This is a genomic window from Telluria sp. LT2P34 (assembly GCF_059685915.1).
The window spans coordinates 810,832-833,109 of record NZ_JCASIN010000001.1 but is presented as its reverse complement, the minus strand read 5'-3'; the positions used below and the strand labels follow the sequence as shown (position 1 = coordinate 833,109).

Genomic DNA, 22,278 nt, shown 5'->3' with positions numbered 1-22,278 from the left:
GTGGGCGGCGGAGCCGCACACCCTACGGTCAAGATCACACGGACATGGCCGTATCGGCTTAGATCCAGTACTCCGTCAGCCGCGACGCCCACTCCTTGACGCGATCGGCCCATGGCCGGTTGCGCCATTGTTCCAGAGTCACTTCCTTCGAATCGCGCAAGTCTTCGTTGAAGGCGCTTTCCATGTCGCGCCCGAAGGCCGGGTCGATCACGACCACGTTGAGTTCATAGTTGTGGATGAAGCTGCGGCGGTCGATGTTGGCCGAACCGATGGTCGACCAGGCCTCGTCGATCACCGCCGTCTTCGCGTGCAGCACCGCCACCTGCAACTGGAAGATGCGCACGCCGCCGACCAGCAGCGGCTCGTAGAAGGCGCGGCCGGCGTGCATCACCAGGCCGTGGTCGGAGACGCCGGGCAGCACCAGCTTGACGTCGATGCCGCGTTTCGCCGCGCCCACCAGGGCGTCGATCACCTGCTGGTCGGGCACGAAATAGGCCGAGGTGATGTGCACGGATTTCTTGGCTTCGTTGATGGCGACCAGCAGCGAGCGGTAGATTTCCGAGTGGCCGTTCGGTTCGGTGGCGAGCACGCGCACGAACTTGTTGCCGGCCGGCGCCAACTGCGGGAAATAATCGCCTGGCGGCAGTTCGCCCGCTTCCTGGCGCACCCAGTTGTTCACGAATGCGTATTGCAGGGTAGCCACGGCCGGGCCTTCGATGCGCACGTGGGTATCGCGCCAGCCGATCTTGTTCTTGTCGGCGTTCTTCGCCGTGCTGCGCGAGCGGAACAGCGAGCTGTTGGCATAGTCGCTGCTGATGTTGATGCCGCCCGTGAACGCCACCTTGCCGTCGACCACCATGATCTTGCGGTGGTCGCGGTTGTTGATCGACCAGTTGCCCCTGGCCTTGGCCGGGTTGATCGGGTTAAAAGCGAGCAGGTTGATGCCGGCGTCGCGCATGCGGTCGAAAAAGGCCTGGGGCGTGCCGAGGGTGCCGACGCTGTCGTACATGACGTTTACCGTCACGCCCTGGCGCCGCTTTTCCATCAGCAGTTCGGCGAACTGCAGGCCGATCGGATCCTGGTCGAAGATATAGGTCTCGAGGTTGATCGAGTTGGTGGCGCCGCGCACCGCCGCCATCATTTCGCGCATCGTGGCCGGGCCGTCGAAGAGCAGCTGCACCTGGTTGCCGGCGATCAGGGGCACGCCGGTGGCCTGTTCCTCGAGCACGGCAAGCGCCTTGAGGTCGGCGGTGGCATTGGCCCAGCGCCGCTGCAGCGCATTCGACGCCTGTCCCCTGGACATGGTGCCGCTCGCGGTCGACACCGTCGGGTTGGTCTTGGCGGGCGTGTCGGGCAGCTGGTCGACATCGGGAAGCGTGCGGCAGGAGGCGATGGCGCCGAGCAGGGCGAGTGCGCCCAGCCAGGAGGTGATGCGTTGTTTGTTCATTTTGCTTCCCTTGTAGCCGTGGTATCGATGTCGGTATCGGTATCGGAGCGGTCCGCCGTGGCGTCCATATCTTTCGGACCGATGAAAAAGTCGAGCGGCGCATGCAGGAAGCGCCGGCCGAGTGCGCGCAACAGCAGCACGCTGCGCGTGAACTGGATCTTGCGCGCGCGTAGCGCCACCGACAGCGCCAGGCTGAAACTGACCAGCAGATTGACCGCGCCGATCAGGGCCACGCCGAGCGTTGCATTAGCGGCCTCTACCCATGTTATCTGATAGTCGAGACTGACGAGCGCCGTAGCGAAATTCGCGGTCGAAAAAGTCACATGGCGAATGTCCAGCGGCAGCCCCAGCAGATAGCCGACGGTGCCGGTGCTGCCGAGCAGGATGCCGAAGAAGAAGTTGCCCATCAGGCCGCCGAGGTTGTCCTCGACATAGCGCGCCACCCGCGCGCGCCGCGCCACGCCCAGCATCCGGCCGAGCCAGCGCAACTGGCACACGCGCTGGCCCATGCGCGTGTACAGGGCCTTGTTGTCGTAGTAGCCGGAAATGAGGCCGGCCACGAACAGCCAGACCCCGGCAATGGCCGCATAGAACAGGGCCGGACCGCCGAAGGGATCGATGTCCTGCAGCAGGTGCTGCGCCTTGGCGGGCGTGACCAGGTGCCGCCCCGTCATTTGCTGGCAGGCGAGGGCGATGGCGAAGGCGGTGGGAAAGGCCACCGCGACGTTGCCGAGCACGGCGACGATCTGGGTCCGGAATACCTTGTTGACGAGTTCGCCCATGCTGTCGTAGTCGATGCGCTGGCCGTCGCGGCTGTGCAGGCCGGCGGCAATGCGCTGGGCCGTCATGGCGGGCTGCTTGGTGGCGATGGTCCAGTGCAGCATGTGGACTAACATGAAGCCGAGCGAATAGTTCATGCTGAATAAAAACGCTTCGACCAGGGGCGCCGTCCGCAGATACCCCAACAGGATCTTGAACAGCGCCATGAAGCCGACGATGAAACCGGCGCCGGCGGCGGCCTGGAACATGCCGCGCAGTTGCGAGCGGCTTTCCGCGATGTAGTGCTCGCCGGTGCGGCTGGCGTTTTCGGTGACGTTGCGCGCCAGCAGGTCGATATTGTCGTGCAGCAGCCCGCGCACGCGGTATTTCGTGTTGTGCGCCTGCACCAGTTCCTGGGCCAGCTCGACGGCGGCTGCGCGCGCCGGCGGCGCCGTCTTGTCCAGGTCGACCAGGAACAGCAGTTTGCGCAGCCGGCCGATACTTTGGGTAATCGCCACCAGCACATAGGTCAGGGCGACGCTGGTGCCGAAGGAGAGCGAATTGCGGCGGATTTTCGCGATCACGTCCTCGCATTGGTCGAGCATCACCAGCAGGTGCAGGGCGTCGTCCGGCCTGGCCATGGGCTGGCCGGCGTCGCCCTCGAGGTAGCGGCCGTAGTCGTCGAGGTAGCGGTTGACCTCGATGTTCTGCATCAGGAAGGGCGAGTCGAAGTCCTCGATCTCGCTGTAGCTGTGCACCAGGCGCGGTTCCAGGCCCAGCGCGCAGACCCGGCACGAGAGCGTACGGATGGCGTCGAGCATGCCCAGCAGCGTGACGATGCGCGCTCGGTCGGGCGCGGCGTCGAGGGGAGGCGGCGCGTCGGCGACGACGTCGAACAGGGCCAGCCAGTCGGCATCGGGTACCGAGCGTATCCACTTGTAGTCGGCGTCGGCGTACAGCACCTGGTCGAGCGCATCGGACAGATAAAGGTCGTCGAGCGCGGGGGGCAGCAGCCGGTAGGCGATCCTGCGCTTGAGTTCGGTGAAGAAACCATCGTTCGAGAGGATGCCGATATCGCTGTACAGGCTGGTGTGGCGGCGCTTCTCGAGGATGGTGACGATATAGCTGCGCAGCGCCCAGGCCTGGGCCGGATTGCCGCGCAAGAGCTGGGTCAGCGTGCGCACCGCCTCGACCGCGCGCGACCGGGTGCGCCGGCGCGGCCGCAGGCTGTCGACCAGCTCGACCAGCAGGTCGATCCGATCGCTGTGCGGGTCGATCCGTTCAAGAATGGCAAGCATACAATTTCCGTTTCCCTCAAGCGCCTAGTATACGCGCTGGGGTCGCTGGGCCTTGGTACGGCAGCGTACGCAGGACAGCTGAGTTGGAGCGAAAAAAAACCCGGGAACGCGCGTGGCGTGCCCGGGTTGTTAGCGGAGCTGGGCGTCGGAATTAACCGCGGCCAGGTTCCGCGACGTAGATCTCGACACGGCGGTTGCGTGCGCGGCCGGCGTTGTCGGTGTTGTTCGCGATCGGCTCGCGGTCGGCACGGCCTTCGATGCTGATACGGCCCGGGTTGACGCCACGGCCGGCCAGGTAGTCGCGGGTGCGCGCGGCGCGGTCGATCGACAGCGGCTGGTTGATGGCCGGGGTACCGGTGTTGTCGGTGTGGCCGATGATGACCACGTTGGTGGCCTGGTTCTCGTTCAGGGTCTGGGCGAAACGCTCGAGGACCGGCTGGAAATTCGGCTTGATGTCGGAACGGCCGGTGTCGAAGGAGACATCGCTCGGGATGTCGAGCTTCAGGCGGTTGTCCGAGGTCTGGGACACCTGCACGCCGGTGCCGCGCGTCGCCTGCTCCATCGCCTGCTTCTGCTGCTCCATGCGCTTGGACCAGATGTTGCCGATCACTGCGCCGGCAGCGCCGCCGAGGACGGCTCCCTTGGCCGCGCGTTCGCCGCCGCCGCCGCTGGTGGTGCCGCCGATCAGCGCGCCAAGCGCTGCGCCGGCGCCGGCGCCGGTTGCGGTGCCACGCTGGGTGGCGCTCATGTCGGCGCAGCCGCTCACGCCAAAGGCGAGGACGGTGGCGGCGAGGACGGATTTCGTGAAGTTCTTGTGCATATCATTTCTCCTGAAAAAAATCCGTTTCGTAGGCGCACCCGCTGGGGCGCGTCCAGGAAACGGATTGGTCAAACAACTACAAAAACGTACATGGCAGTGCTAAATACCGCGGCCGCTGATCAGGCGCACGAGAATCATGATGACGGCAACGACCAGCAAAATGTGGATGAAGCCGCCGATCGTGTAAGAGGTAACCAGGCCGAGCAGCCACAGGACGACCAGGACAATAGCGATGGTGTAGAGCATGTGTGTCTCCTCATTCAGTGATGTTGCGCCGCTTGCGGCACCGTGAATGAAGTATCACCCTTCTTGCTCAGCAACACCGTTCGGTGGCGTACATTATGCGCGCGATTTGTTCGCGCGCCGCAGGCCGGGCACCCATCCCATGAAGCCGAGCAGGCCGACGATACCGATCAGGCAGGTCAGCAGGCCGCCGCTGACGAGGAAGAAAACGTCATGGGCCGCCACGTTCGGGGCCAGCTCGGGAGGCGCCGCCGAGACGAGCCCGATACCAGTCACGACCAGGCCCCAGGCAATGATGCCGATCCACGCAAGGCTATTCATGATAATCCCCTTTCGATGCTTGTATGCGCCGGCCTTGTGCTCCAGCCGGGTGTACTGCCATTATCAGGCTAGCTCAGCAATATTTCCGTGCGATGACGCACATTGCACTGAGGAAAATATCAAGCCCGGCGATCCGCGAGGATGGCCGGGCTTGCGGGAGGGGAGGCTGGCGCTGTTATGCGGCCGAGCGCAGGCGGCCCTTCACGATGCGCACGCGGTCGCCGCTGCTCCACTGGGGCGCGCTGCTTTGCTTGAAAGTGCGCAGGCTGCCGTCGTCGAGGCGGACACGGATTTCATACGTGGTCGTGGCTTTCATGTTGCCCTCGACCTGGTTGCCGACCACCGCGCCGCCCACTGCGCCGGCGACCGTGGCGATCTGGCGTCCGCTGCCGCCGCCGATCTGGTTGCCGAGCAGGCCGCCAAGGACGGCGCCGCCGGCGGCGCCCAGGCCGCTGCCCTGGGCACGGTGCTTGATTGCGCGCACCGATTCCACATTGCCGCAGTTGCCGCACCATTTCGGCTCGGCCGCCGCCAGCTGCACCGGCTTGGGCTTGACCGTGGCGCGTGGCGCAGGCGCCGGCCGGTATTCAGGCTCGGCCTGGCGCTGTTCCACATAGCGCTCGCTGGCCACCGGCGCCGGGCCATAGCCTTGCGCGACTTGTTGCGCAGGGTACTGCGCCGGATACTGGGCCTGCGGCAGCGGAGCGGCAGGCATCATCGGCTGGGCGATCACCCCGTTGTCCCGGGACAGCCGGGCCATCTCGGCACTGGTCGCGCCTGCCGGCAGCGGCTGGCCGGCGGACGGCAGGTTCGAGGACAGCGCGGCCCGTTCGGCGGCGCTCAGCTGGCGGTTATCGTTGCCGCCGATCGAGGAGGGGATCCAGCCCATGATGGCTGCCGTCCCGACCAGGCAGAACAGCACGACGGCGAGCGCCGCCAGCAGCAGCAGGGGATGGTGCTGGGCGCGTCCCGGTGGGGCAGGAATGTTGTTGTTCATGGCGTGTCCTTGGTTGGTTGCGGAGGCATCCACGGACCGCGCAATCCGCGCATGTCTGGTGGAATGAAGATTGTCCCTAGGAACAACAAGGTATTCCGTGCGTCACCGAACATACTTCCCCTATCAGAGCATTTAACCTGATCGAAATTGTTTGCAAATGTATCTGTCGTCATTTTCCGGTGCTGCTTCGGCCGGGAATAACAACCTAGAGGGTCCGATGAATTTTGCCTCTTCTCCCGAGGTCGCCGAGCACAACGCCAATTTGCTGCTGGCCGCGCTCCCGCCGCAGGAGCTGGCTCAGGTGCTGCCTATGCTCGACCAGGTGCATGTCGACGGTGGCGAAGTGCTGGGCGAGGCGGGCGATCCTATCCGCTATATCTATTTCCCCCACGACTGCCTGATTTCGCTGCTGGGCGTGGCCGGCGGGCGCATGACGCTCGAGGTCGGCCTGGTGGGGCGCGAAGGCATGCTCGGCGCGACCGTCGCGCTCGGCCATGAAACGGCCCAGGTGCGCGCCGTGGTGCAGCGTCCGGGCAGCGCAAGCCGCATGGACAGCGCCGCCTTTTGCACCGAGTTCGCGCGCAACGGCGCGCTGCAACGGGTCTTGTACCGTTATACCGACAGCTTGCTGGCGCAGGCCATCCAGATCGCCGTCTGCAGCCGTTTCCACGTGCTCGAGGCACGCCTGGCGCGCTCGCTCCTGATCACGCGCGACCGCCTGCAGTCCGACAAACTCCACCTCACCCACGAGTTCCTGGCGCATGCCCTGGGCGTGCGCCGCGTCGGCGTGACCAAGGCGGCCAGCGCTCTGCAGCAGCAAGGCCTGATCATCTACAGCCGCGGCAACATCGAGATCCTCGATGCCGAGGGGCTGGCCGCGGCTGCCTGCACCTGCTACGAGATCGTCAAGGATGCCAGGGTAGGGGCGGTGTCGACCGCATTCGTGTAGCACACCGCCTGAACTCACGAGCGGTTCGCCGCCCGGTCCACGCTCTACTGCCGAGGAACAGCCCGGCAGTGAGCGAGCTCCCTCCATAAACAAAAAGCCCCGCTTGCGCAATGCAAGCGGGGCCGTTCGTGTGTTTGCTATGGTACTGCGGGTACTGCGATTAACGCGTCTTGCCGACCTGGTTGCCGACCACGCCGCCGACAGCTGCGCCGCCAACCACGCCAGCTGGGCTACCGCCGGTCAGGGCGCCGCCGATCACTGCACCGGCGCCTGCGCCGACAGCGGTGGTCTTGTCCTGATGCGACATGCCGGCGCAGCCGGTCAGGCCCAGTGCCAGGGTTGCCAGGGTGGCGCTAACTGCCAGGTGTTTGATGGTCTTCATATAAATCTCCTTTGGTGGGTTTTACTTCAGGCGCAAGTCGTTTTTCACCGACTTCACGCCTTTCACTGTGCGTGCAACCGATGCAGCCGTTGCTACGCTTTCCGCCGAGCTCACATAACCTCTCAGCTGGACGATACCTTCACGGCTTGCAACATCGATATCCGCAGTCTTGAGTTCCGGACTGCTGCCGATGGCGGCTTTCACGCTGCTCGCAATGGCTGCGTCATCCACCGGCTTTGCCTGCAGCAGATTCGTGCTGCCGCATCCCCCGAGTGCAATGGCCGCCGATAAGAAGACGGCCTGTTTCCAATGCCTCATGCGGGTTCCTCGATGCCGTGTTGTCGTTCCGGCGATGACTGGAGAATACGCCGGGTGCATGGCCGAGTCTGTTCGGCAACACACACTCGGGAAAACAAGCTCATCAGCGAGACTTCGCCTTGCCCGGCGGCGGCGCGGTCGGCTTTTGCTTTGCCAGCGCCACCAGGCGGCCGCAGTCGCTGTTCTCGCCCGGGCCGGTGTTGATCAGGGGGATCAGCGCCGCAACCGGCGCGGCGACGGTGGCCAGCACCGCGGCGCCGCCCGCTTTCAGTGCCAGCACGCCCTTGTCGACCGAAACGTCGGGTTTGCTGAAGGGGCCACGCACATACAGCGGCGCGCGCAGCGTGAACAGGCGCAGGGCCTTGGTTTCCGGCTTGATGGTGAGGTCCATTTGTTCGTTCGCCAGGCTGATCGTGCCGTTGACCCGGATGATCGCTTCCGCGGTATCGACGACGAACACCTGCGACTGCATCAGGCCCTTGTTCACGTCGAAGTCGGCCGCCAGGCAGTTGAGCTGAACCTGCTTGTCGCCGAACAGCTTGGTAACGATGATGTTGCCCACGTTCAGGCCCATCTGTTCGAGCAGCATCTTGCTGATGGTTCCCTGGTTGACCACCGCCTTGACTTCGCCGCTCGACGAGCCGAGCAGGGAGGCGACCGAGGTGCCGGTCGCCGACAGCTGGGCATCGCCGCTGATCTGGCCGACGGTGGCCTGCATCTTTTCGATGGTCGGGAACAGTTGCTTGATTTCGATATTGCGCGCGCTGAGCTTGGCGGTGGCGGCGATCGTGTTGCCCTGCCTGCCGCTGCCGTCCATCCGGATGGTCGAGCGCAGGGTGCCGCCGGCCACGCCGAAGTCGAGCGGGGCCAGGCTGATGACGCCGTCCTTCATGGTCAGGTGGGTCGACAGTTTGCTGATGGGCAGCTTCTTGTCGCGCACGATCTGGTCGGCCGAAAAGCGCACATCGGCGTCGATCGCCTTCCAGCGCTCGGTCCGGAATTCTTCGACGGGCAGCACTTTGCCGCCCGGCTGCACGGTCGCGACGCCGCGTGCCTTCTTGCTCTCGTTCGAGTCGCCGCCGACCAGCGGCCCCAGGTCCGAGAACACCAGCCGGCGCGTGGATACATTGCCGGAGAGCTTGCCGCGTGGCTTCCCGCCTTCATAGACGAGCTTGCCGCCGATATCGCTGGAGCCGACCTTGCCCTTGAACTTGTCGTAGGTCCAGCGGCCGTGTTCCCGGTCGAGTTCGCCCTTGAGGCGTCCCGAAGTCGAGAACGCCGGCGTTTCCGGCAGCGTGATTTTAGTGAAGTTGTACAGCTGCGCCATGCTGCGCCCGGCCAGTTCAAGCTGCAGGTCGACGGCCTTCAGCTCTGCCGGGCTGGTGACGGTGCCCTCGATGGCGATGCGGGACGGGCCGCTGCGCATGTCCGCCTGCACCGGATAGGGGGTATTCCGGTCCTTCAGCGACAGTACCTGGCCGACCTTGCCGCCGCCGGTCACGGGCGCGCCGTTGTAGCTGCCCGTGACCTTGAAGCCGACGCCATATTTCGGGTCCTTGTCCAGGGTGCGGACCTGGGCCGTGACGTCGGCCTTGGTGACCGCATCGATCACGCGCACCACGCCATCGGTGAGCACCACCCGCTCGAGGTCGAGCTGCCACTTCGAGTCGGTATCCTTCTTCTTGTAGACCCAGTTGTAATGGGTGCCGTCGGTGCGCTGCAGTTCGACATAGGGCGAATCGAAGCGCAGTACCGGAATCCCGATCGTGTGGTGCAGCAGGCCGAAGGGGTTGAGCGAAAACGAAAACTGGCGCACGCGCGCCATGTCCATCTGCTTCATGTGGGCCGGATTGCCGACGCGGACATCGTTGGCGATCAGGTGCGGCCAAGGCAGCCAGTCGCGCAGGTTGCGGTCGACGGGCGCCATGCTGCGTGCCGGGACTTCCCATTGCACCGCCAGGTTGCCCCGGATGGCGAAGGGGCGTTCGATCGCTTCGCTCACCTTCGCGTTGAGCCAGGGCCGGGCGCGGTTCCAGTCGAAAGTCAGGATGAAAATGATGGCGATCACGGGAATCGCGATCAGGGTGGCGAGCAGTGCGAAAAGGATTTTTTTCTTGTGGCCACCTTTGTGCTGCTGGGCGCCTTGCTGGGGTGCAGTATCGGGCATGACGATCCTTCATGGGGTTCGGTCTTGAGGCCAGCTTAGCGCAAAGGCCGGGAGGCTCAATGTGCGATGCCGCACCTAATAAAGGATGAGCGTGGCCCGGGCCACTCGAACGCGGGTCGAATGTGCGGCAGCGTACCGAACGTGAGTGATAACAGGTTTATAACTTGAACAAATCGTAACATCTAAGGAGAAATGACATGAAAGCAATTCGCCCAATGAAGCTACTGGCCCTTGTCGCCGTGCTGTCCCTCAGCGCCTGCGCCAGCCAGAAGACGCCCGCCACGGCCGACGTTGCCGTGTCCCAGGCCGCGGTGGCCAATGCGGTCCAGGCCGGCGCAGCCGACCTGGCCCCGGCCGAGATCACGGCGGCGCGCGCCAAGATGATGCGCGCCAACGAAGCGCTCGCAGCGAAAGACTACAAGCTGGCGCGCGAACTGGCGGTGCAGGCCCAGGCCGACGCCCAGCTGGCCCAAAGCAAGAGCAATTCCGCCAAGGCGACGGCTGCCTCGAGCGCGCTCAACGAAGACCTGCGCGTGCTGCGCCAGGAAGTCGACCGCGCCAACAGCCAGTAAGGCGCCGGGGCAGGGCGCGCGAGCGCCATCTACATCACGCGACGCAAGTCGCCCAGACATCGACCGCGCCTTCACGGCGCCATTGGAGGGTATGACCATGAAAGTCCGTTTCCTGAAGCCGGCCATCTTTGCCAGCGCAATCCTACTCGCAGCCTGCAGCACCGTTCCGACCACAACGCCGACGCTGGACCAGGCGCGTGCCGACTTCGTCGCCGCAAACAATAATCCACAGGTGTCAAGCTACGCCCCGCTCGAGTTCCGCCAGGCCAGCGACGCCCTGAACGCCGCCAATACCGCCGCTGCCCGCAGGGACAGCCTGGAAGACATCGACCGCCTGGCCTATATCGCCAAGCAGAAGATCGCCACCGCCCAGGAAGTAGCCCGCGGCAAGGCCGCCGAAGCGAATATCGCCGACGCCTCGCGCCAGCGCACCGAAGTGCAGCTCGATGCCCGCACGGCCGAAGCCGAACGCGCGAAGCGCGATGCCGCCCAGGCCCAGGCCGAGGCATCGATGGCGCGCCAGCAGGCCGCCACCGCCCAGCAGCAGGCAGCGTCTGCTCAGGACCAGGCCGCCATGGCGCAGGAACAGGCCCGCATGATGGCCGAACGCACCGCCAAGCTTGAAATCCTGCTGGTCGAACTGCAGGCCACCAAGACCGAACGCGGCATGGTCGTCACCATCGGCGACGTCCTGTTCGCCACCGGCAAGGCCGACCTGACGCCGAACGGCATGTCGACCCTGCGCAAGCTGGCCGACGTGATGGCGCAGAACCCGGAGCGCACTGTGCTGGTCGAAGGGTTTACCGACAACGTCGGCAGCTCGAGCTCGAACCAGGACCTGGCGCAGCGCCGCGCCAATGCCGTCGCCACCGCCCTGGGCAGCATGGGCGTGCCGCGTGAGCGCATCGCCATGCGTGCCTATGGCGAAGCCTTCCCGGTCGCCGCGAACGACACGGCTGCCAATCGCCAGCTCAATCGCCGGGTCGAGGTCGTGCTGTCGAACGACGCGCGTCCGATCCCGCCGCGCACGGCCGGCCGCTGATCGGCCAGCCGCTGTTTTCGTTTTTTTTAAACCACCACAACTTAACTAACAACAACAGGAGTTCATCATGCAAGACACCACCACCCGCAGCCATGCCCGCTCGATCGACAGCAGCCTCCAGAACGCCAGCGCCGACATGAAGCTGCTGGTCAAGGACGCGCAGGCACTGCTGACTGCCGCCGCCGCGCTCACCGGTGACAAGGCCGACGACCTGCGTACGCGCGGCATGGACCTGCTGGACCGCGCCATGGGCCGGGCCTCGCAGTACCAGGGTCAAGCCGCAGTGAAGAGCAAGGAACTGGCCCAGACCGCCGATGTCTACGTTAAGGACAACCCGTGGCGCACCGTCGCTGCCGCAGCGAGCGTCGGCCTGCTGGTCGGCATCTTTCTTGGTCGTAAATAACTAGCGTCGGAGAACACCATGGAAAAGACCGACACCGTCGTACATGGGCCCGGACTCATGGGCGGAATTTCTGGCCTGGCCAAGAACCTGTTCGGCCTCATCGTGTCCCGCGTGGAGCTGGCAGCGCTCGAGATGTCGCAGGTGCGCAACCACGCGATCGAGCTGGTGGCGCTGTTTGCCGGCGCCGTCCTCGCGATGTGGTTCGCGATTGCCTATGGCACCGCGACCATCGTGATGCTGGCCTGGGAATCGTGGGGCTGGAAGATCCTGCTGGTGATGTTCCTGGTGTTCCTCGCCATCGCGGCAGTTCTCGTGATGAAGGGACTGGCCATGCTCAAGCAGGGCAAGCTTGCCTTCCCTGAAACGATGAACGAACTCCGTAACGACCGCGACGTGCTGCTCTGAGCGGCCACCTACAGGGGAACAGGAATGGAAAAACATAATCACAAGGATGAGCCAACCGGCCTGGCCGGCCACAAGCACAGCCGCGACCCGGTGGCGCGATTGGCCGAGCTCAAACGCGAAGGCGAGTTCTACCGCGCCGGCGTCAGCTACGCCAAGGCGCAGGTAAAGCACGGCGCGCGGCCGGAAGTCATGCTACATTCTGCTTTGGACAATGCGACTTGGGCCTTGCGCGCACGTGCTGATGCTTTACTGAAACCTACGGGCACCAGCATCTCGGTGCTCATGCCCTACGCGCTCGGTGCATTCAATTTCGTGCGCCAGCGCCGGATGGGCAAGATGGTCGTCGGCGGCGCTGCGCTGATGGCCGTGGCCGGCTTGTTCATGAAACGGCGGCGCGCACGTCGCGAGGCATAAGCGCCAAGCCTGGTTCAGCTCGAGGCGTGCGGCCAGTTGGCCGCCGCCCCGCAGGCATCCAGAAACTGGCAGTACAGAATATGGTGGGGCTTGAGCGGCGTCGCAATCATTGATTGGACGCCGTCTTTTTTTGTGCCGGCTAGCTCCCCGCCTGCGCTTCGGCCCGCAATTGCTCCATCCCGGTTTTCCAGTTGGCCTGCGCCTCCTTCAGGCAAGCTTGCCGTTCGCTGGCCGGCCCCTGGCGGCAGGCGTTTTTCGCTTCGTTCAGCGCGGCGCCCATTTCCTTTTGCCGGGTGCGCATGCGCTGCGCGTCGGTCACGTCTTCCTGGTGCCAGCGCGCGGGGTCCCCGCGTGCGATTTCGCTTGCCTGCTGCTTAGCGGCGGGCTTCGATACCGTCGCGTCGCCGTTTGTCTGCGCAAGCGCGCAGGCAGCGCCGCCGGCCAGCAGGCAGCCGGCCAGCATCCGTTTCAAGCTGGGTCCACCATCCATGTTCGCCTCCCTAATGCAAGAGGCCGGCAAAAGCCGGCCCGTGAATCGATGAATAACTACCCTTTACGGGATCAGTAGCGGTAGACGCGGCCGTCGACCAGGCGCACGCGGTTACCCACGCGCAGGTCGTAGGCGCTGTCCTGGACGACGCTGCGGTATTCGCCGTTGTCCATGCGGATATTGACCTGGTACATCTCCTGGCCGCTGTTCGCAGTGCGGTTGCGCTCGACGTTGTTGCCGATCGCGGCGCCGGCGACGCCGCCTGCCACGGTGGCGGCGGTACGGCCGCTGCCGCTGCCGACCTGGTTACCCGCCAGTGCGCCGACCAGGCCGCCGACAATGGCGCCTGCGCCGCTGGTACGGGCGTCGCCGCCCTGGGCAATCTGGATCGATTCGATGACGCCATAGCCCATCGATGCGGAATTGTTGTAGCCGGGACCGGTAGCATAACCGCCGCTGCCGTAAGGGCCGTTGTTATACGAGGGCGAGCTGGCGCAGCCCGACAGCAGGGCGCCCGCGGCGACGACGGCGGCAAAGGTAGAGGTAAGTTTCATGTTGTTCTCCTGGCAAAAGTTGTGAGTCAAGAATAAGGCCCAGTTTCGAGCGGGTCTGTGCGATGACGCACGATGAATTGCCTCTTTGATATGTGCTCCGAACATCTGTGCTTGTGTTCGACAGCGAACAGAAAACGCGGCCGGATCGGCGTACAACGTTGTTAGCGTGTTGACAATTGGAGAAGCAAAGCATGACGACAAAAATGAAGAACATACACGCGCTGCTGGTCATCGGAGCGGCGCTGATGTGGTCCGCACATGCCCGTGCCCAGGTGGCGCCGGATACGAAGGCGGCCTACAACACGGCGCGCGACGCCGCCGCCAGCACCTACAAGACGGCACGCGCCCGTTGCGACACCGTGACCGGCAATCCACGCGAGGTCTGCGTCGCCGAAGCCAAGGCCGAACGCGTCCGGGTCGAGGAAGAGGCGGGAGCCGCCTACAAGAACACGCTGAAATCGTATACCCAGGCACGCATGCGCATCGCCGACGCCAACCATGACCGCGACAAGGCACGTTGCGGCGCGGTGACCGGCAACAACCGCGACGTCTGCCTGAAGCAGGCCAAGGCCACCCTGATTGCCGCCCAGGCCGACGCCCGGGCGGATCGCAAGATGATCGAAGCGCGCACCGATGCGCGTGAAGACAAGCTGACGGCGGAATACCGCGTCGCCCTCGAGAAGTGCGACGCGTTTGCCGGCGCGGTGAAAGACCAGTGTGTCAACGCCGCAAAAACCGCGTACGGCAAGTGACGTACCGGATCCGCTCATACCGAGCAAAACTGAGCAACATTTGACTTTATCAACAACAGAAAGGGATACATCATGAAAATCACCCAACGCCTTGCTACCGCCGTCTTTACCGGCGCACTCGCTTTCGCCATGGTCGGCTGCGCTTCGGGCCCACAGCGTGAAAGCGCTGGCGAGTACGTCGACGACAGCGTCATCACCGCCAAGGTGAAGACCGCCTTCGCCGCCGACCCGACTGTCAAGGCGACTGAAATCAATGTCGAAACCTTCAAGGGCGATGTCCAGCTGTCGGGCTTTGTCGCACAGCCAGGCGACGCACAACGCGCTGTTGAAGTCGCGCGCAGCGTGAAGGGTGTAGTATCCGTGAAGAACGACATTCGCGTGAAGTAATGTAACCCCCTGGCCCCCCGAACGGGGGGAGCGCGGCCTGGCAACATTTTATTTGGCAAACACATGCATCTCGCCAGTCCTGGCTCGGCTCCAGCCGAGTCGAATCACCCCGCCGCCCCAGGCGCAGCGCCCGTCACCACGACGGGCGTTGCCGCACCTGAGCCGCATTCCGAACTTCCAGTTCCTTCAGGGATCGATCCCCAAGCAGGCGACAGCGACGAGCTGGTCCTGCATTCCGGCGCCCTGCGACTACCGATTCACGTGAATGCCCGCGGCATTTCACTGGGCATCATGGCCACCGTGGCCTTCATCTTCGCGCTCCAGTGGGCGCAAAAATTCTTCGTACCGCTTCTCCTCGGCATCTTCATCGCCTACACCCTCAGTCCCGTCGTACGCTGGCTCGAGCGCATGCACATCAAGCGTGTCATTGGCGCCACCCTCGTTACCGCCGTCCTGATCGGTGGACTCGGCGCGACCATGTACCGGCTCCAGGACGAATTCTTCAACATCATCGACGAGCTGCCGACGCTCACCCAGAAGGTGACGCGGCTGCTGGCCAGTACCACCAGCGGTCAGGGCTCGACCTTGCAGCAAATGCAGAAGGCCGCGGCCGAAATCGAAAAGGCCACCTCCGGCGTTGGCGAAAACAAGGATGCGCGCCTGATCCAGCGCCGCCCGACGCTGTCGCAGCCGCAGTCGCCGGCCTTCCGCATCACCGACTGGCTGCTGGCCGGCTCGGTCGGCCTGGCTGCCTTCGTGACGCAGGCGACGATGGTGCTCTTCCTCGTGTTTTTCCTGCTGCTGGCGGGAGATACCTTCAAGCGCAAGCTGGTCAAGCTGACCGGGCCCTCGCTGACGCGCAAGAAGGTAACGGTCCACATCCTGGACGACATCAACACCTCGATCCAGAGCTATATGTTCATGCTGCTGGTGACGAATATCCTGCTGGCGCTCCTGATGTGGGTGGCGCTGCGGGCGATCGGCCTCGAAAACGCGGGCGCCTGGGCGATCTTTGCCGGCGTGGCGCACGTCATGCCGTATTTCGGGCCGCTCCTGATCACGGCGGCGACCGGCCTGGTGGCCTTCCTGCAGTTCGAGTCCCTGCGCATGGTGATCCTCGTCGCGGGCGCCTCGATGGGCATCGCCACGGTGGTCGGGATGGTCGTCGCAACCTGGATGACCGGCAAGATCGCCAAGATGAATCCGGCCGCGGTCTTCGTCAGCCTGCTGTTCTGGGGCTGGCTGTGGGGAATGTGGGGCTTGCTGCTGGGGGTGCCGGTGGTGATGATCCTGAAAACGGTCGCCGAGCGCGTCGAGGGCATGGAAGTGGTGGCGGAATTGCTGGGCGAATAGACGGCGGCAGGGTGGAGTCCCGACTCCACCGGTTGCCAGCCCCGGCAAGAAAAACGGCGCGGATCCTATCGAATCCGCGCCGTTTGCGTTTACCTCCCGACACCGTTCACGCCATCCGCTGGACGTTTTTCGCCCCGGTTTCCTTGTCCGATTTATGCCGCAGGCTGCCGAGCTGCAGCGCGTACTGCCGGGCAAACTCCGCGCCGAGGAAGAAGATCTGCGCCGAGTAATACACCCACAGCAGCAGCGCGATCAGCGAGCCGGCGGCGCCGAAGCTGCTGGCCGCACCGCTGTTGCCGATGTAGAGGCCGATCGCGAACTTGCCGATCGTGAACATCGCCGCCGTACCCACGGCCCCGACCACCACGTCGCGCCAGGACAGATGGATGCGCGGCAGCAGCTTGTAGATCACGCCGAACAGGGTCGCAATCACCAGGAAGCTGATCAGGCTCGAAATCCAGCCCAGGATGACGGCGGCGTCTTTCCACATGCCGCCAAAATAGTTCTCGACGATGGCAAGCGCGGCGCTGACGACCAGGGACACCATCAGCAGAAAACCCAGCACCAGGATCAGCCCGAAGGACAGGACACGCGTGCGTATCGTGTCCCACCAGGTGGCGTCTTTCGGCGGCGGCACGCCCCAGATCTCGTCGAGGCTGTCCTTCAGCTCGGCGAATACGGTGGTCGCGCCCACCAGCAGCAGCAGGGTGGCGACGATGGTGGCCACCAGGCCGGACTCCTTGTTCTGGGCGCCGGCCAGCACCGACTGGATCGCTGCCGCGCCTTCGGCGCCGACCAGGCCGCGCAATTCATTGAACAGCTGCCCTTGCGCCGCCTCGGCGCCATAGAAGAAACCGGCCACCGCGATGACCAGCACCAGGATCGGCGCCAGCGAAAACAAGGTGTAGAAAGCCAGCGCCGCGCCCTTGCTGCCGCAACGATGTACAAACCACTGGGTGACCGCGCACTTCAGGATGTGCAGCACCTGGCGTGAGTACGGGAACCATTTTTCTTTATCCATGCGGATTCTCCGGAAATTGAAAAGGGGCCGAAGCCCCTTTGGTCTTGCTGCCCGCTGGAACAGGCCAGGGCCTGTCAGCCGGCGCGCATACCCGTTACTGCACGCGCTTTTCGATCGTGATCTGCTCGACCTCGACGCGGCGGTTCGGCTCCAGGCACTTGATCAGGGCTGCACGGTTCTTCTCGGTGCAGGTCACGACCGGATTGGCTTCGCCCTTGCCGTAGGCCTTCAGGCGGTTGTCGGCCACACCCTTGCTGACCAGGTAATCGCGCACGGCGTTGGCGCGGCGCTCCGACAGTTTCAGGTTGTATTGTTCCGAACCCAGGCGGTCGGCGTAGCCGGTGATGTCGACGTCGGTGATGCTCGGATCGGCTTGCAGGGCGGCGGCGATGTCGTCCAGCTTGGGCTGCGGCATGGTCAGTTCGGCGCGGTCGAAGGCGAACAGCTCGGTCGTCGACAGGGTGATCTTTTCGAAGCGCGCTGGCGGCGGCGGCGGTGCGACCGGCGCCGGTTCCGGCATCGGGGCCGGCGCCTGGGCGACAGGGGCCGGCTCCATCATCGGCGCCGGTGCGGCCGGTGGCGGGTTGAACGCGTAGTTCAGGCCGACGGTGACGTATTTGTTGTTGCTGGTGCTGAAACCATACAGCTCTTCATGGCGCAGGAAGCCGCGCACCGACTTGATATCGGCCTGCAGGGCCAGCTGCGGCGTGAAATCGTACTGGAAGCCCAGGCCCATGGTCGCGTAATGGGAATTCTTGCTGACCCGGCGAATCGGGTTTTCAACCTTGTCGCGCTCGACACCAATGCCGAACAGGACGAATGGACGGAAGCGATTGCGCGACAGCATCAGCAGCGAATCGATGCCGACCAGGGTCTGGCGGTAACGTGCCGGGCCTTCTTCGGTGCGCACATGGGAGGCGCCGACCTGGATGTCCCAATACTGGTGCACGGCCTTGCCGAACTTCAAGCCACCGCCCACGTCGCGCTCGCCGACGCCGAAGTCAGCATCCGGCTTCATGCCGACGACGCTCGGCTGTACATACCAGGACGGATTGATTTCTTGCGCCAGCGAGACGCCGGAGGCGCAGAGCATGGCGACGGCCAGGGCGATTTTCTTCGTATTGTTCACAGGAAACTCCCATAAGTGGATTGGTGAAGGGACATCGTTGCTTAACAGTGATGTTGGAGTGAAGAATACGAGTGCGGGTTCCCGAGGGTCGGTGCGCTGGCGCACCTTGTCATACTGCTCAGTGACAAAAATGCAACACTGTCTGTTCAATTATCGCGTGCGCACAGATGAGACAGGGCGCAAAATGCGTTGTGCATGACTCTGCATTTATCGGAACGGAATACGCACGGGCACTGTCGTTTTTTCGCACATGGCCGGCAAATTGACGATTTCGCCTGCTTTTGCGCAAAACAAGTTCTTCAGAGAAATGCTTCGAGGAATTTTGCGAATGTGGGATGGCGCACAGACCGGCATATCTGATGCAAGCGATGATGCGGTCAGTTAAGCGGAACCCGAGGTGTTGTCAAAGTGTCAGACAACATACAGCGACCCGGACCACTCAGTCTCTCTTTCATTTGGAGTTATCAACATGCATGCAACGACTCATCACAACGCGGTGCAAGGCGACATCGGCGCGGTGCACACTTCCAGCAACTCAGCGCTGATCGAACGCGTCCCGCCACAGCCAACCGAACGTGCGCCGATTTCCCTCGCGCCGATCGAGCGGGTGCGGTCGACATCTGCCACGCAGCGTCGGATCGAGAACATGCAAAAGCTGATCAACGAATTGTCGACCCATGAGATGCTCGCCGACGAGATCGCATGGTTCCTGAAGTTTTCGCCGTCCGGCGCCCGCAAATACATCCGCGACCTGCGCGAAGCCGGCGTCATCGAGCTGGCCCGCTACATCGAAGGCACCGCCACCTACCTCGGCAAGGCCGTCTACCAGATCTGCCCCGACCAGGAACGCGTCAAGGCTTTCCTGGCAGCGATCTGCCAGCCGAAGCGCGAAGGCGTCGCCCCGCGCAAGGAGCGTCCAGGCCTGCGCGAGCAGAGCATGGCCGGCAGCGGCCGCCACTTCCACATCCTGGCGGACGACACCCACTACGCAATCCGCGTCAATCGCAGCCCGGTTGCCCGCGATCCGCTCGTCGCCGCATTGTTTGGCCCGGCCCCAGGCCAGGTCGCCAAATAAGCGCCTGACACACTACCGGAGGCGTGCAGTGGTAGAGACCCGCTGACCGCCTTGCTCTACCGACGATCGCTGTCGTCACGCAAACGCCGCGCACTGCGCGGCGTTTGTCGTTTACGCTTCGTCCTCGAGACATCCGGGTTCGCGACCGACATCCGCGTAATATTGAAAACCCGGCAACAGGCCCCACCTGCGGGCGAGTGCGGCCCTGCGCCGCTTTCCCCACCTGCCAAGGAGTTTCCCATGCTGCCAAGTCCCGAATCGCTCGAAGGAAAACCCGTACCACGCGTCGCGTTCAAGACGCGCGCCGACGATGGCTGGCGCGACCTCAGCACGGACGAGCTGTTCAAAGGCAAGACCGTCGTCGTGTTTTCGCTGCCTGGCGCCTACACGCCCACCTGCTCGTCGACGCATCTGCCGCGCTATAACGAACTGGCCGGCGTGTTTCGCGAACACGGCATCGACGACATCGTGTGCTTCTCGGTGAACGACGCCTTTGTCATGAACGAATGGAAGCAGGGCCAGGATGCGGGCGAGATCACTTTCGTCCCCGACGGCAACGGCGACTTCGCGCGCGGCATGGGCATGCTGGTCGACAAGCGCGACATCGGTTTCGGCATGCGGTCCTGGCGCTATTCGATGCTGGTGCGCGATGGCGTCATTGAAAAGATGTTCATCGAACCCGAGCGCGAAGGCGATCCGTTCGAGGTGTCCGATGCCGACACCATGCTGGGCCACGTTGCACCCGGCGCCCGGGCGCCCGACCCGATCGTCATGTTCTCGAAGCCTGGCTGCCCGTTTTGCGCACGCGCCAAGGCGGCGCTCACGGAACGCGGCTTGCGCTATACCGAGATCCTGCAGGACCAGAAAATCAATAACAGCGTCTTGCGCGCGGTGAGCGGACGCATGACCTGGCCGCAAGTGTTCATCGGCGGGCGCCTGGTCGGCGGCACCGACGAACTGCAGGCCTATCTCGAGCAGAAGCAGGCCGCACCGGCGGCGGCGTGAACGCGATGGAAACCGGGACAGGCAGGGACACGGAGACGGGGGAGGGCCGATGGAAGCGCTGCTGACGCTCTCGCTGCTGGGCGCAGCAGGCCTGCTGGCATGGGCGGTGCCGCGCTGGCGGCTGCGCCGGGCGCTGGCGCGTCCGCTCGCGCCGCATGCGCTGGCCTTGCTTGAACGGCATGTTCCGCAATACCGTGCGATGGACGGCGCGGCGCGCGCCCGGCTCGAGCGCCTGGTGCGGCGCTTCCTGTTCGAAAAGCGCTTTGTCGGCTGCGCCGGCCTCGAGATCACCGACGAGATGCGCCTGACGATCGCCGGCCAGGCCTGCCTGCTCCTGATGGGCGCACGCGGCGACGCCGTCTACCCGTCGCTGGAGGCGGTGCTGGTGTATCCCGGCGCCTTCATGGCGCCGCGCCGCCAGGTCGATGCCGCCGGCGTGGTCACCGAGCAGCGCCAGGACCTGCTGGGCGAATCCTGGGGCGACGGCCGGGTCATCCTGGCCTGGGACCACGTGCGCCGCGCCGGCATGGCCGAGGCGCCTGCGCACAACGTGGTGCTGCACGAATTCGCCCACCAGCTCGACAGCGAGTCGGGCGCCACCAACGGCGCGCCCTACCTGGGCAGTCCCGAGCGATACCGCAGCTGGTCGGCGGTGTTGTCGCGCGATTTCGCAGCCCTGCGTGAGGACGCCTGGTACGGCCGGGAAGGGGTGCTCGACCATTACGGCGCCACCGATCCCGCCGAGTTCTTTGCCGTCGCCACCGAAGCCTTTTTCGAGCAGCCGCACCGCCTGGCCAGCCGCCACGCGGCGCTGTACGAGGAATTCCTGAAGTATTACCGGATCGATCCGCGCGCCTGGCAGGAGGCGCCGCAAGAAGCGCTGGAGGCGGAGCAATACAGTGCGGGCGCCTACGGGCAATGGCGATGAGGCCAGCTTCCAGTCTATGTGCGTCTGCGTACAGAGTGGACTGACCCGCAGGCGCATGCTGGCAGCAACTATCGAAGCAGGAGACATCATGTCCTTTATTATTGCAGGTCATTTTCAAACCCAGGAAGAAGTCGACGTCGCGCGTCATGCGCTGGCCGAGGCTGGTTTTGCGCCTCAGCGCATCAGCGCCTTCTATCTCAGCCAGCCGGGCCAGCACGACATGACCCCGATCGGCGGCGACAATATCCAGTCGCCGGGGGCCAAGGAGGCGCCGATCGGCCTGGTACAGGGCGGCGCCACCGGCGGCGCGGTCGGCGCCGTGGTCGGGGCGATGACCTCGCCGCTGACCGGACCGGCCGGCCCGATCGTCGGCGGCCTGCTCGGCGCCCACGTCGGTTCGCTGTTCAGTTTTTCGAAGATGAAGGAAGCCGGCGAAGCCGAGCTGGGCGGCCGCGCGCCGGCCGAAGTGCGCCATGCCGGCATGCTGGTCGCCGTCGCCTTCGACGACACCGGACTCGAGAACCAGGCCGTCGACGTGCTGCGCCGCCTCGGCGCCACCCAGATCGAACGCGCGCGCGGGAATATCGTGAACGGCGACTGGGCCGACTTCGACGCTTCCACCGCACCGGACGTGATCGCCTGAACGGCCGCAGCCTGCGCCGGATGGCGCTGGAAGACCTGCGCTAGCGTTTCTCCAGCCGCGTCTGGCAGGCGATGCACAGGCGCGCTTCGGGCCGCGCCTGCAGGCGCGAAAAACCGATGTCGCCGCCGCATTCCTCGCACAAGCCATAGCTGCCATCGTCGAACTTGGCCAGGGCATGGCGCAGCACGCGCATCTGCTCCGCGTTGTGCCCGGCCGCTTCGAGCGCCAGGTCGTTGAGCAGGCGCACGGTCGCCTTGTCGGCGGGCGAGGTTTCGACCTCGCTGACGGGCAAGTCGCGTTCGCTGCCCGCGCCGCGGGGCGCGGTAACGCCGCTCAGCGCCGCCAGGCGCGTCTCGAGGGCGGCGCGCAACTGCGCCAGCTGGGCCTGGTCGAGCGGAGGCATG

27 protein-coding genes are annotated in these 22,278 nt (G+C 64.6%); 13 read left to right on the top strand and 14 right to left on the bottom strand.

The annotated features are described in order from the left end of the window. Window positions 1-58 precede the first annotated feature (58 nt). The 6 genes from cls to AC56KZ_RS03730 form a co-directional block, all read right to left on the bottom strand. Window positions 59-1,447, bottom strand: a complete 1,389-nt coding sequence (cls, locus tag AC56KZ_RS03755) for a cardiolipin synthase (protein ID WP_497160780.1) — start codon at window positions 1,445-1,447, stop codon at window positions 59-61. Then, the gene (locus AC56KZ_RS03750) at window positions 1,444-3,504 is read right to left on the bottom strand and encodes a site-specific recombinase (protein ID WP_497160779.1); all 2,061 of its coding nucleotides are present in this window, start codon (window positions 3,502-3,504) and stop codon (window positions 1,444-1,446) included. Before AC56KZ_RS03750 ends, cls begins: the two co-directional genes overlap by 4 nt. A gap of 151 nt (window positions 3,505-3,655) precedes the next feature. Further along, window positions 3,656-4,324, bottom strand: a complete 669-nt coding sequence (locus tag AC56KZ_RS03745) for a YiaD family glycine zipper/OmpA-like lipoprotein (protein WP_497160778.1) — start codon at window positions 4,322-4,324, stop codon at window positions 3,656-3,658. A 99-nt stretch (window positions 4,325-4,423) separates the two neighbouring features. Continuing rightward, window positions 4,424-4,570, bottom strand: coding sequence for a lmo0937 family membrane protein (locus AC56KZ_RS03740; protein WP_305822721.1), 147 nt, complete (start codon window positions 4,568-4,570; stop codon window positions 4,424-4,426). A gap of 93 nt (window positions 4,571-4,663) precedes the next feature. After that, complete coding sequence (locus AC56KZ_RS03735; protein ID WP_497160777.1) at window positions 4,664-4,888, bottom strand: hypothetical protein; 225 nt, start codon at window positions 4,886-4,888, stop codon at window positions 4,664-4,666. A gap of 175 nt (window positions 4,889-5,063) precedes the next feature. After that, window positions 5,064-5,885: a glycine zipper 2TM domain-containing protein gene (locus AC56KZ_RS03730; RefSeq protein WP_497160776.1), complete on the bottom strand. Its 822-nt coding sequence runs from the start codon at window positions 5,883-5,885 to the stop codon at window positions 5,064-5,066. Between the two features lie 217 nt (window positions 5,886-6,102). Here AC56KZ_RS03730 and AC56KZ_RS03725 point away from each other — a divergent pair, with 217 nt between their 5' ends. Then, window positions 6,103-6,834 carry a Crp/Fnr family transcriptional regulator gene (locus AC56KZ_RS03725; protein ID WP_497160775.1) on the top strand — a complete coding sequence of 244 codons (732 nt, stop codon included), beginning with the start codon at window positions 6,103-6,105 and terminating at the stop codon, window positions 6,832-6,834. Window positions 6,835-6,994: 160 nt separating this feature from the next. On the opposite strand, the gene AC56KZ_RS03720 is transcribed toward AC56KZ_RS03725, so the two are convergent. From AC56KZ_RS03720 to AC56KZ_RS03710, 3 genes are all read right to left on the bottom strand, one after another. Then, window positions 6,995-7,216 (bottom strand): YMGG-like glycine zipper-containing protein, encoded by a 222-nt coding sequence (locus AC56KZ_RS03720; protein ID WP_497160774.1) that lies wholly within the window; start codon window positions 7,214-7,216, stop codon window positions 6,995-6,997. Window positions 7,217-7,237: 21 nt separating this feature from the next. Continuing rightward, window positions 7,238-7,534, bottom strand: a complete 297-nt coding sequence (locus AC56KZ_RS03715; protein ID WP_497160773.1) for a BON domain-containing protein — start codon at window positions 7,532-7,534, stop codon at window positions 7,238-7,240. A 103-nt stretch (window positions 7,535-7,637) separates the two neighbouring features. After that, window positions 7,638-9,701: an AsmA family protein gene (locus AC56KZ_RS03710; RefSeq protein ID WP_497160772.1), complete on the bottom strand. Its 2,064-nt coding sequence runs from the start codon at window positions 9,699-9,701 to the stop codon at window positions 7,638-7,640. Between the two features lie 197 nt (window positions 9,702-9,898). On the opposite strand from AC56KZ_RS03710, the gene AC56KZ_RS03705 reads away from it, so the two are divergent. The 5 genes from AC56KZ_RS03705 (at window position 9,899) to AC56KZ_RS03685 (ending at window position 12,537) form a co-directional block, all read left to right on the top strand. After that, window positions 9,899-10,273 (top strand): DUF4398 domain-containing protein, encoded by a 375-nt coding sequence (locus tag AC56KZ_RS03705; RefSeq protein ID WP_497160771.1) that lies wholly within the window; start codon window positions 9,899-9,901, stop codon window positions 10,271-10,273. 91 nt (window positions 10,274-10,364) lie between these two features. Beyond that, the gene (locus AC56KZ_RS03700) at window positions 10,365-11,315 is read left to right on the top strand and encodes an OmpA family protein (protein WP_497160770.1); all 951 of its coding nucleotides are present in this window, start codon (window positions 10,365-10,367) and stop codon (window positions 11,313-11,315) included. A gap of 67 nt (window positions 11,316-11,382) precedes the next feature. Beyond that, the gene (locus AC56KZ_RS03695) at window positions 11,383-11,718 is read left to right on the top strand and encodes an ElaB/YgaM/YqjD family protein (protein WP_497160769.1); all 336 of its coding nucleotides are present in this window, start codon (window positions 11,383-11,385) and stop codon (window positions 11,716-11,718) included. 18 nt (window positions 11,719-11,736) lie between these two features. Then, a complete protein-coding gene (locus AC56KZ_RS03690; RefSeq protein ID WP_497160768.1) occupies window positions 11,737-12,123 on the top strand; it encodes a phage holin family protein in 387 nt (128 codons plus the stop codon). Between the two features lie 24 nt (window positions 12,124-12,147). Further along, the gene (locus AC56KZ_RS03685) at window positions 12,148-12,537 is read left to right on the top strand and encodes a hypothetical protein (RefSeq protein ID WP_497160767.1); all 390 of its coding nucleotides are present in this window, start codon (window positions 12,148-12,150) and stop codon (window positions 12,535-12,537) included. 139 nt (window positions 12,538-12,676) lie between these two features. Here AC56KZ_RS03685 and AC56KZ_RS03680 read toward each other — a convergent pair whose 3' ends face one another. Both AC56KZ_RS03680 and AC56KZ_RS03675 read right to left on the bottom strand, forming a co-directional pair. Beyond that, window positions 12,677-13,027: a hypothetical protein gene (locus tag AC56KZ_RS03680; RefSeq protein WP_497160766.1), complete on the bottom strand. Its 351-nt coding sequence runs from the start codon at window positions 13,025-13,027 to the stop codon at window positions 12,677-12,679. A gap of 71 nt (window positions 13,028-13,098) precedes the next feature. Then, window positions 13,099-13,581 carry an outer membrane lipoprotein gene (locus tag AC56KZ_RS03675; protein WP_497160765.1) on the bottom strand — a complete coding sequence of 161 codons (483 nt, stop codon included), beginning with the start codon at window positions 13,579-13,581 and terminating at the stop codon, window positions 13,099-13,101. Window positions 13,582-13,784: 203 nt separating this feature from the next. Between AC56KZ_RS03675 and AC56KZ_RS03670 the strand changes: the two genes are divergently transcribed. From AC56KZ_RS03670 to AC56KZ_RS03660, 3 genes are all read left to right on the top strand, one after another. Next, window positions 13,785-14,333 carry a hypothetical protein gene (locus tag AC56KZ_RS03670; protein ID WP_497160764.1) on the top strand — a complete coding sequence of 183 codons (549 nt, stop codon included), beginning with the start codon at window positions 13,785-13,787 and terminating at the stop codon, window positions 14,331-14,333. A 72-nt stretch (window positions 14,334-14,405) separates the two neighbouring features. Then, the gene (locus AC56KZ_RS03665; protein WP_497160763.1) at window positions 14,406-14,720 is read left to right on the top strand and encodes a BON domain-containing protein; all 315 of its coding nucleotides are present in this window, start codon (window positions 14,406-14,408) and stop codon (window positions 14,718-14,720) included. 63 nt (window positions 14,721-14,783) lie between these two features. Further along, the gene (locus AC56KZ_RS03660) at window positions 14,784-16,073 is read left to right on the top strand and encodes an AI-2E family transporter (protein ID WP_497160762.1); all 1,290 of its coding nucleotides are present in this window, start codon (window positions 14,784-14,786) and stop codon (window positions 16,071-16,073) included. 106 nt (window positions 16,074-16,179) lie between these two features. Here the strand turns inward: AC56KZ_RS03660 and AC56KZ_RS03655 are convergent, their stop codons facing one another. Continuing rightward, window positions 16,180-17,094, bottom strand: coding sequence for a YihY/virulence factor BrkB family protein (locus tag AC56KZ_RS03655; RefSeq protein ID WP_497160761.1), 915 nt, complete (start codon window positions 17,092-17,094; stop codon window positions 16,180-16,182). Window positions 17,095-17,188: 94 nt separating this feature from the next. After that, window positions 17,189-18,223, bottom strand: coding sequence for an OmpA family protein (locus AC56KZ_RS03650; RefSeq protein ID WP_497160760.1), 1,035 nt, complete (start codon window positions 18,221-18,223; stop codon window positions 17,189-17,191). A 469-nt stretch (window positions 18,224-18,692) separates the two neighbouring features. Between AC56KZ_RS03650 and AC56KZ_RS03645 the strand changes: the two genes are divergently transcribed. From AC56KZ_RS03645 to AC56KZ_RS03630, 4 genes are all read left to right on the top strand, one after another. After that, on the top strand, window positions 18,693-19,298 hold the full coding sequence (locus AC56KZ_RS03645; protein WP_497160759.1) for a winged helix-turn-helix domain-containing protein: 606 nt from the start codon (window positions 18,693-18,695) through the stop codon (window positions 19,296-19,298). Between the two features lie 240 nt (window positions 19,299-19,538). Further along, on the top strand, window positions 19,539-20,303 hold the full coding sequence (locus AC56KZ_RS03640) for a glutathione peroxidase (RefSeq protein WP_497160758.1): 765 nt from the start codon (window positions 19,539-19,541) through the stop codon (window positions 20,301-20,303). A 49-nt stretch (window positions 20,304-20,352) separates the two neighbouring features. Further along, window positions 20,353-21,231 (top strand): M90 family metallopeptidase, encoded by an 879-nt coding sequence (locus AC56KZ_RS03635; RefSeq protein ID WP_497160757.1) that lies wholly within the window; start codon window positions 20,353-20,355, stop codon window positions 21,229-21,231. Window positions 21,232-21,319: 88 nt separating this feature from the next. Next, a complete protein-coding gene (locus AC56KZ_RS03630) occupies window positions 21,320-21,874 on the top strand; it encodes a hypothetical protein (RefSeq protein ID WP_497161219.1) in 555 nt (184 codons plus the stop codon). Window positions 21,875-21,914: 40 nt separating this feature from the next. Here AC56KZ_RS03630 and AC56KZ_RS03625 read toward each other — a convergent pair whose 3' ends face one another. After that, window positions 21,915-22,277, bottom strand: coding sequence for a TraR/DksA family transcriptional regulator (locus AC56KZ_RS03625; protein ID WP_497160756.1), 363 nt, complete (start codon window positions 22,275-22,277; stop codon window positions 21,915-21,917). Between the last annotated feature and the right edge of the window lies 1 nt (window position 22,278).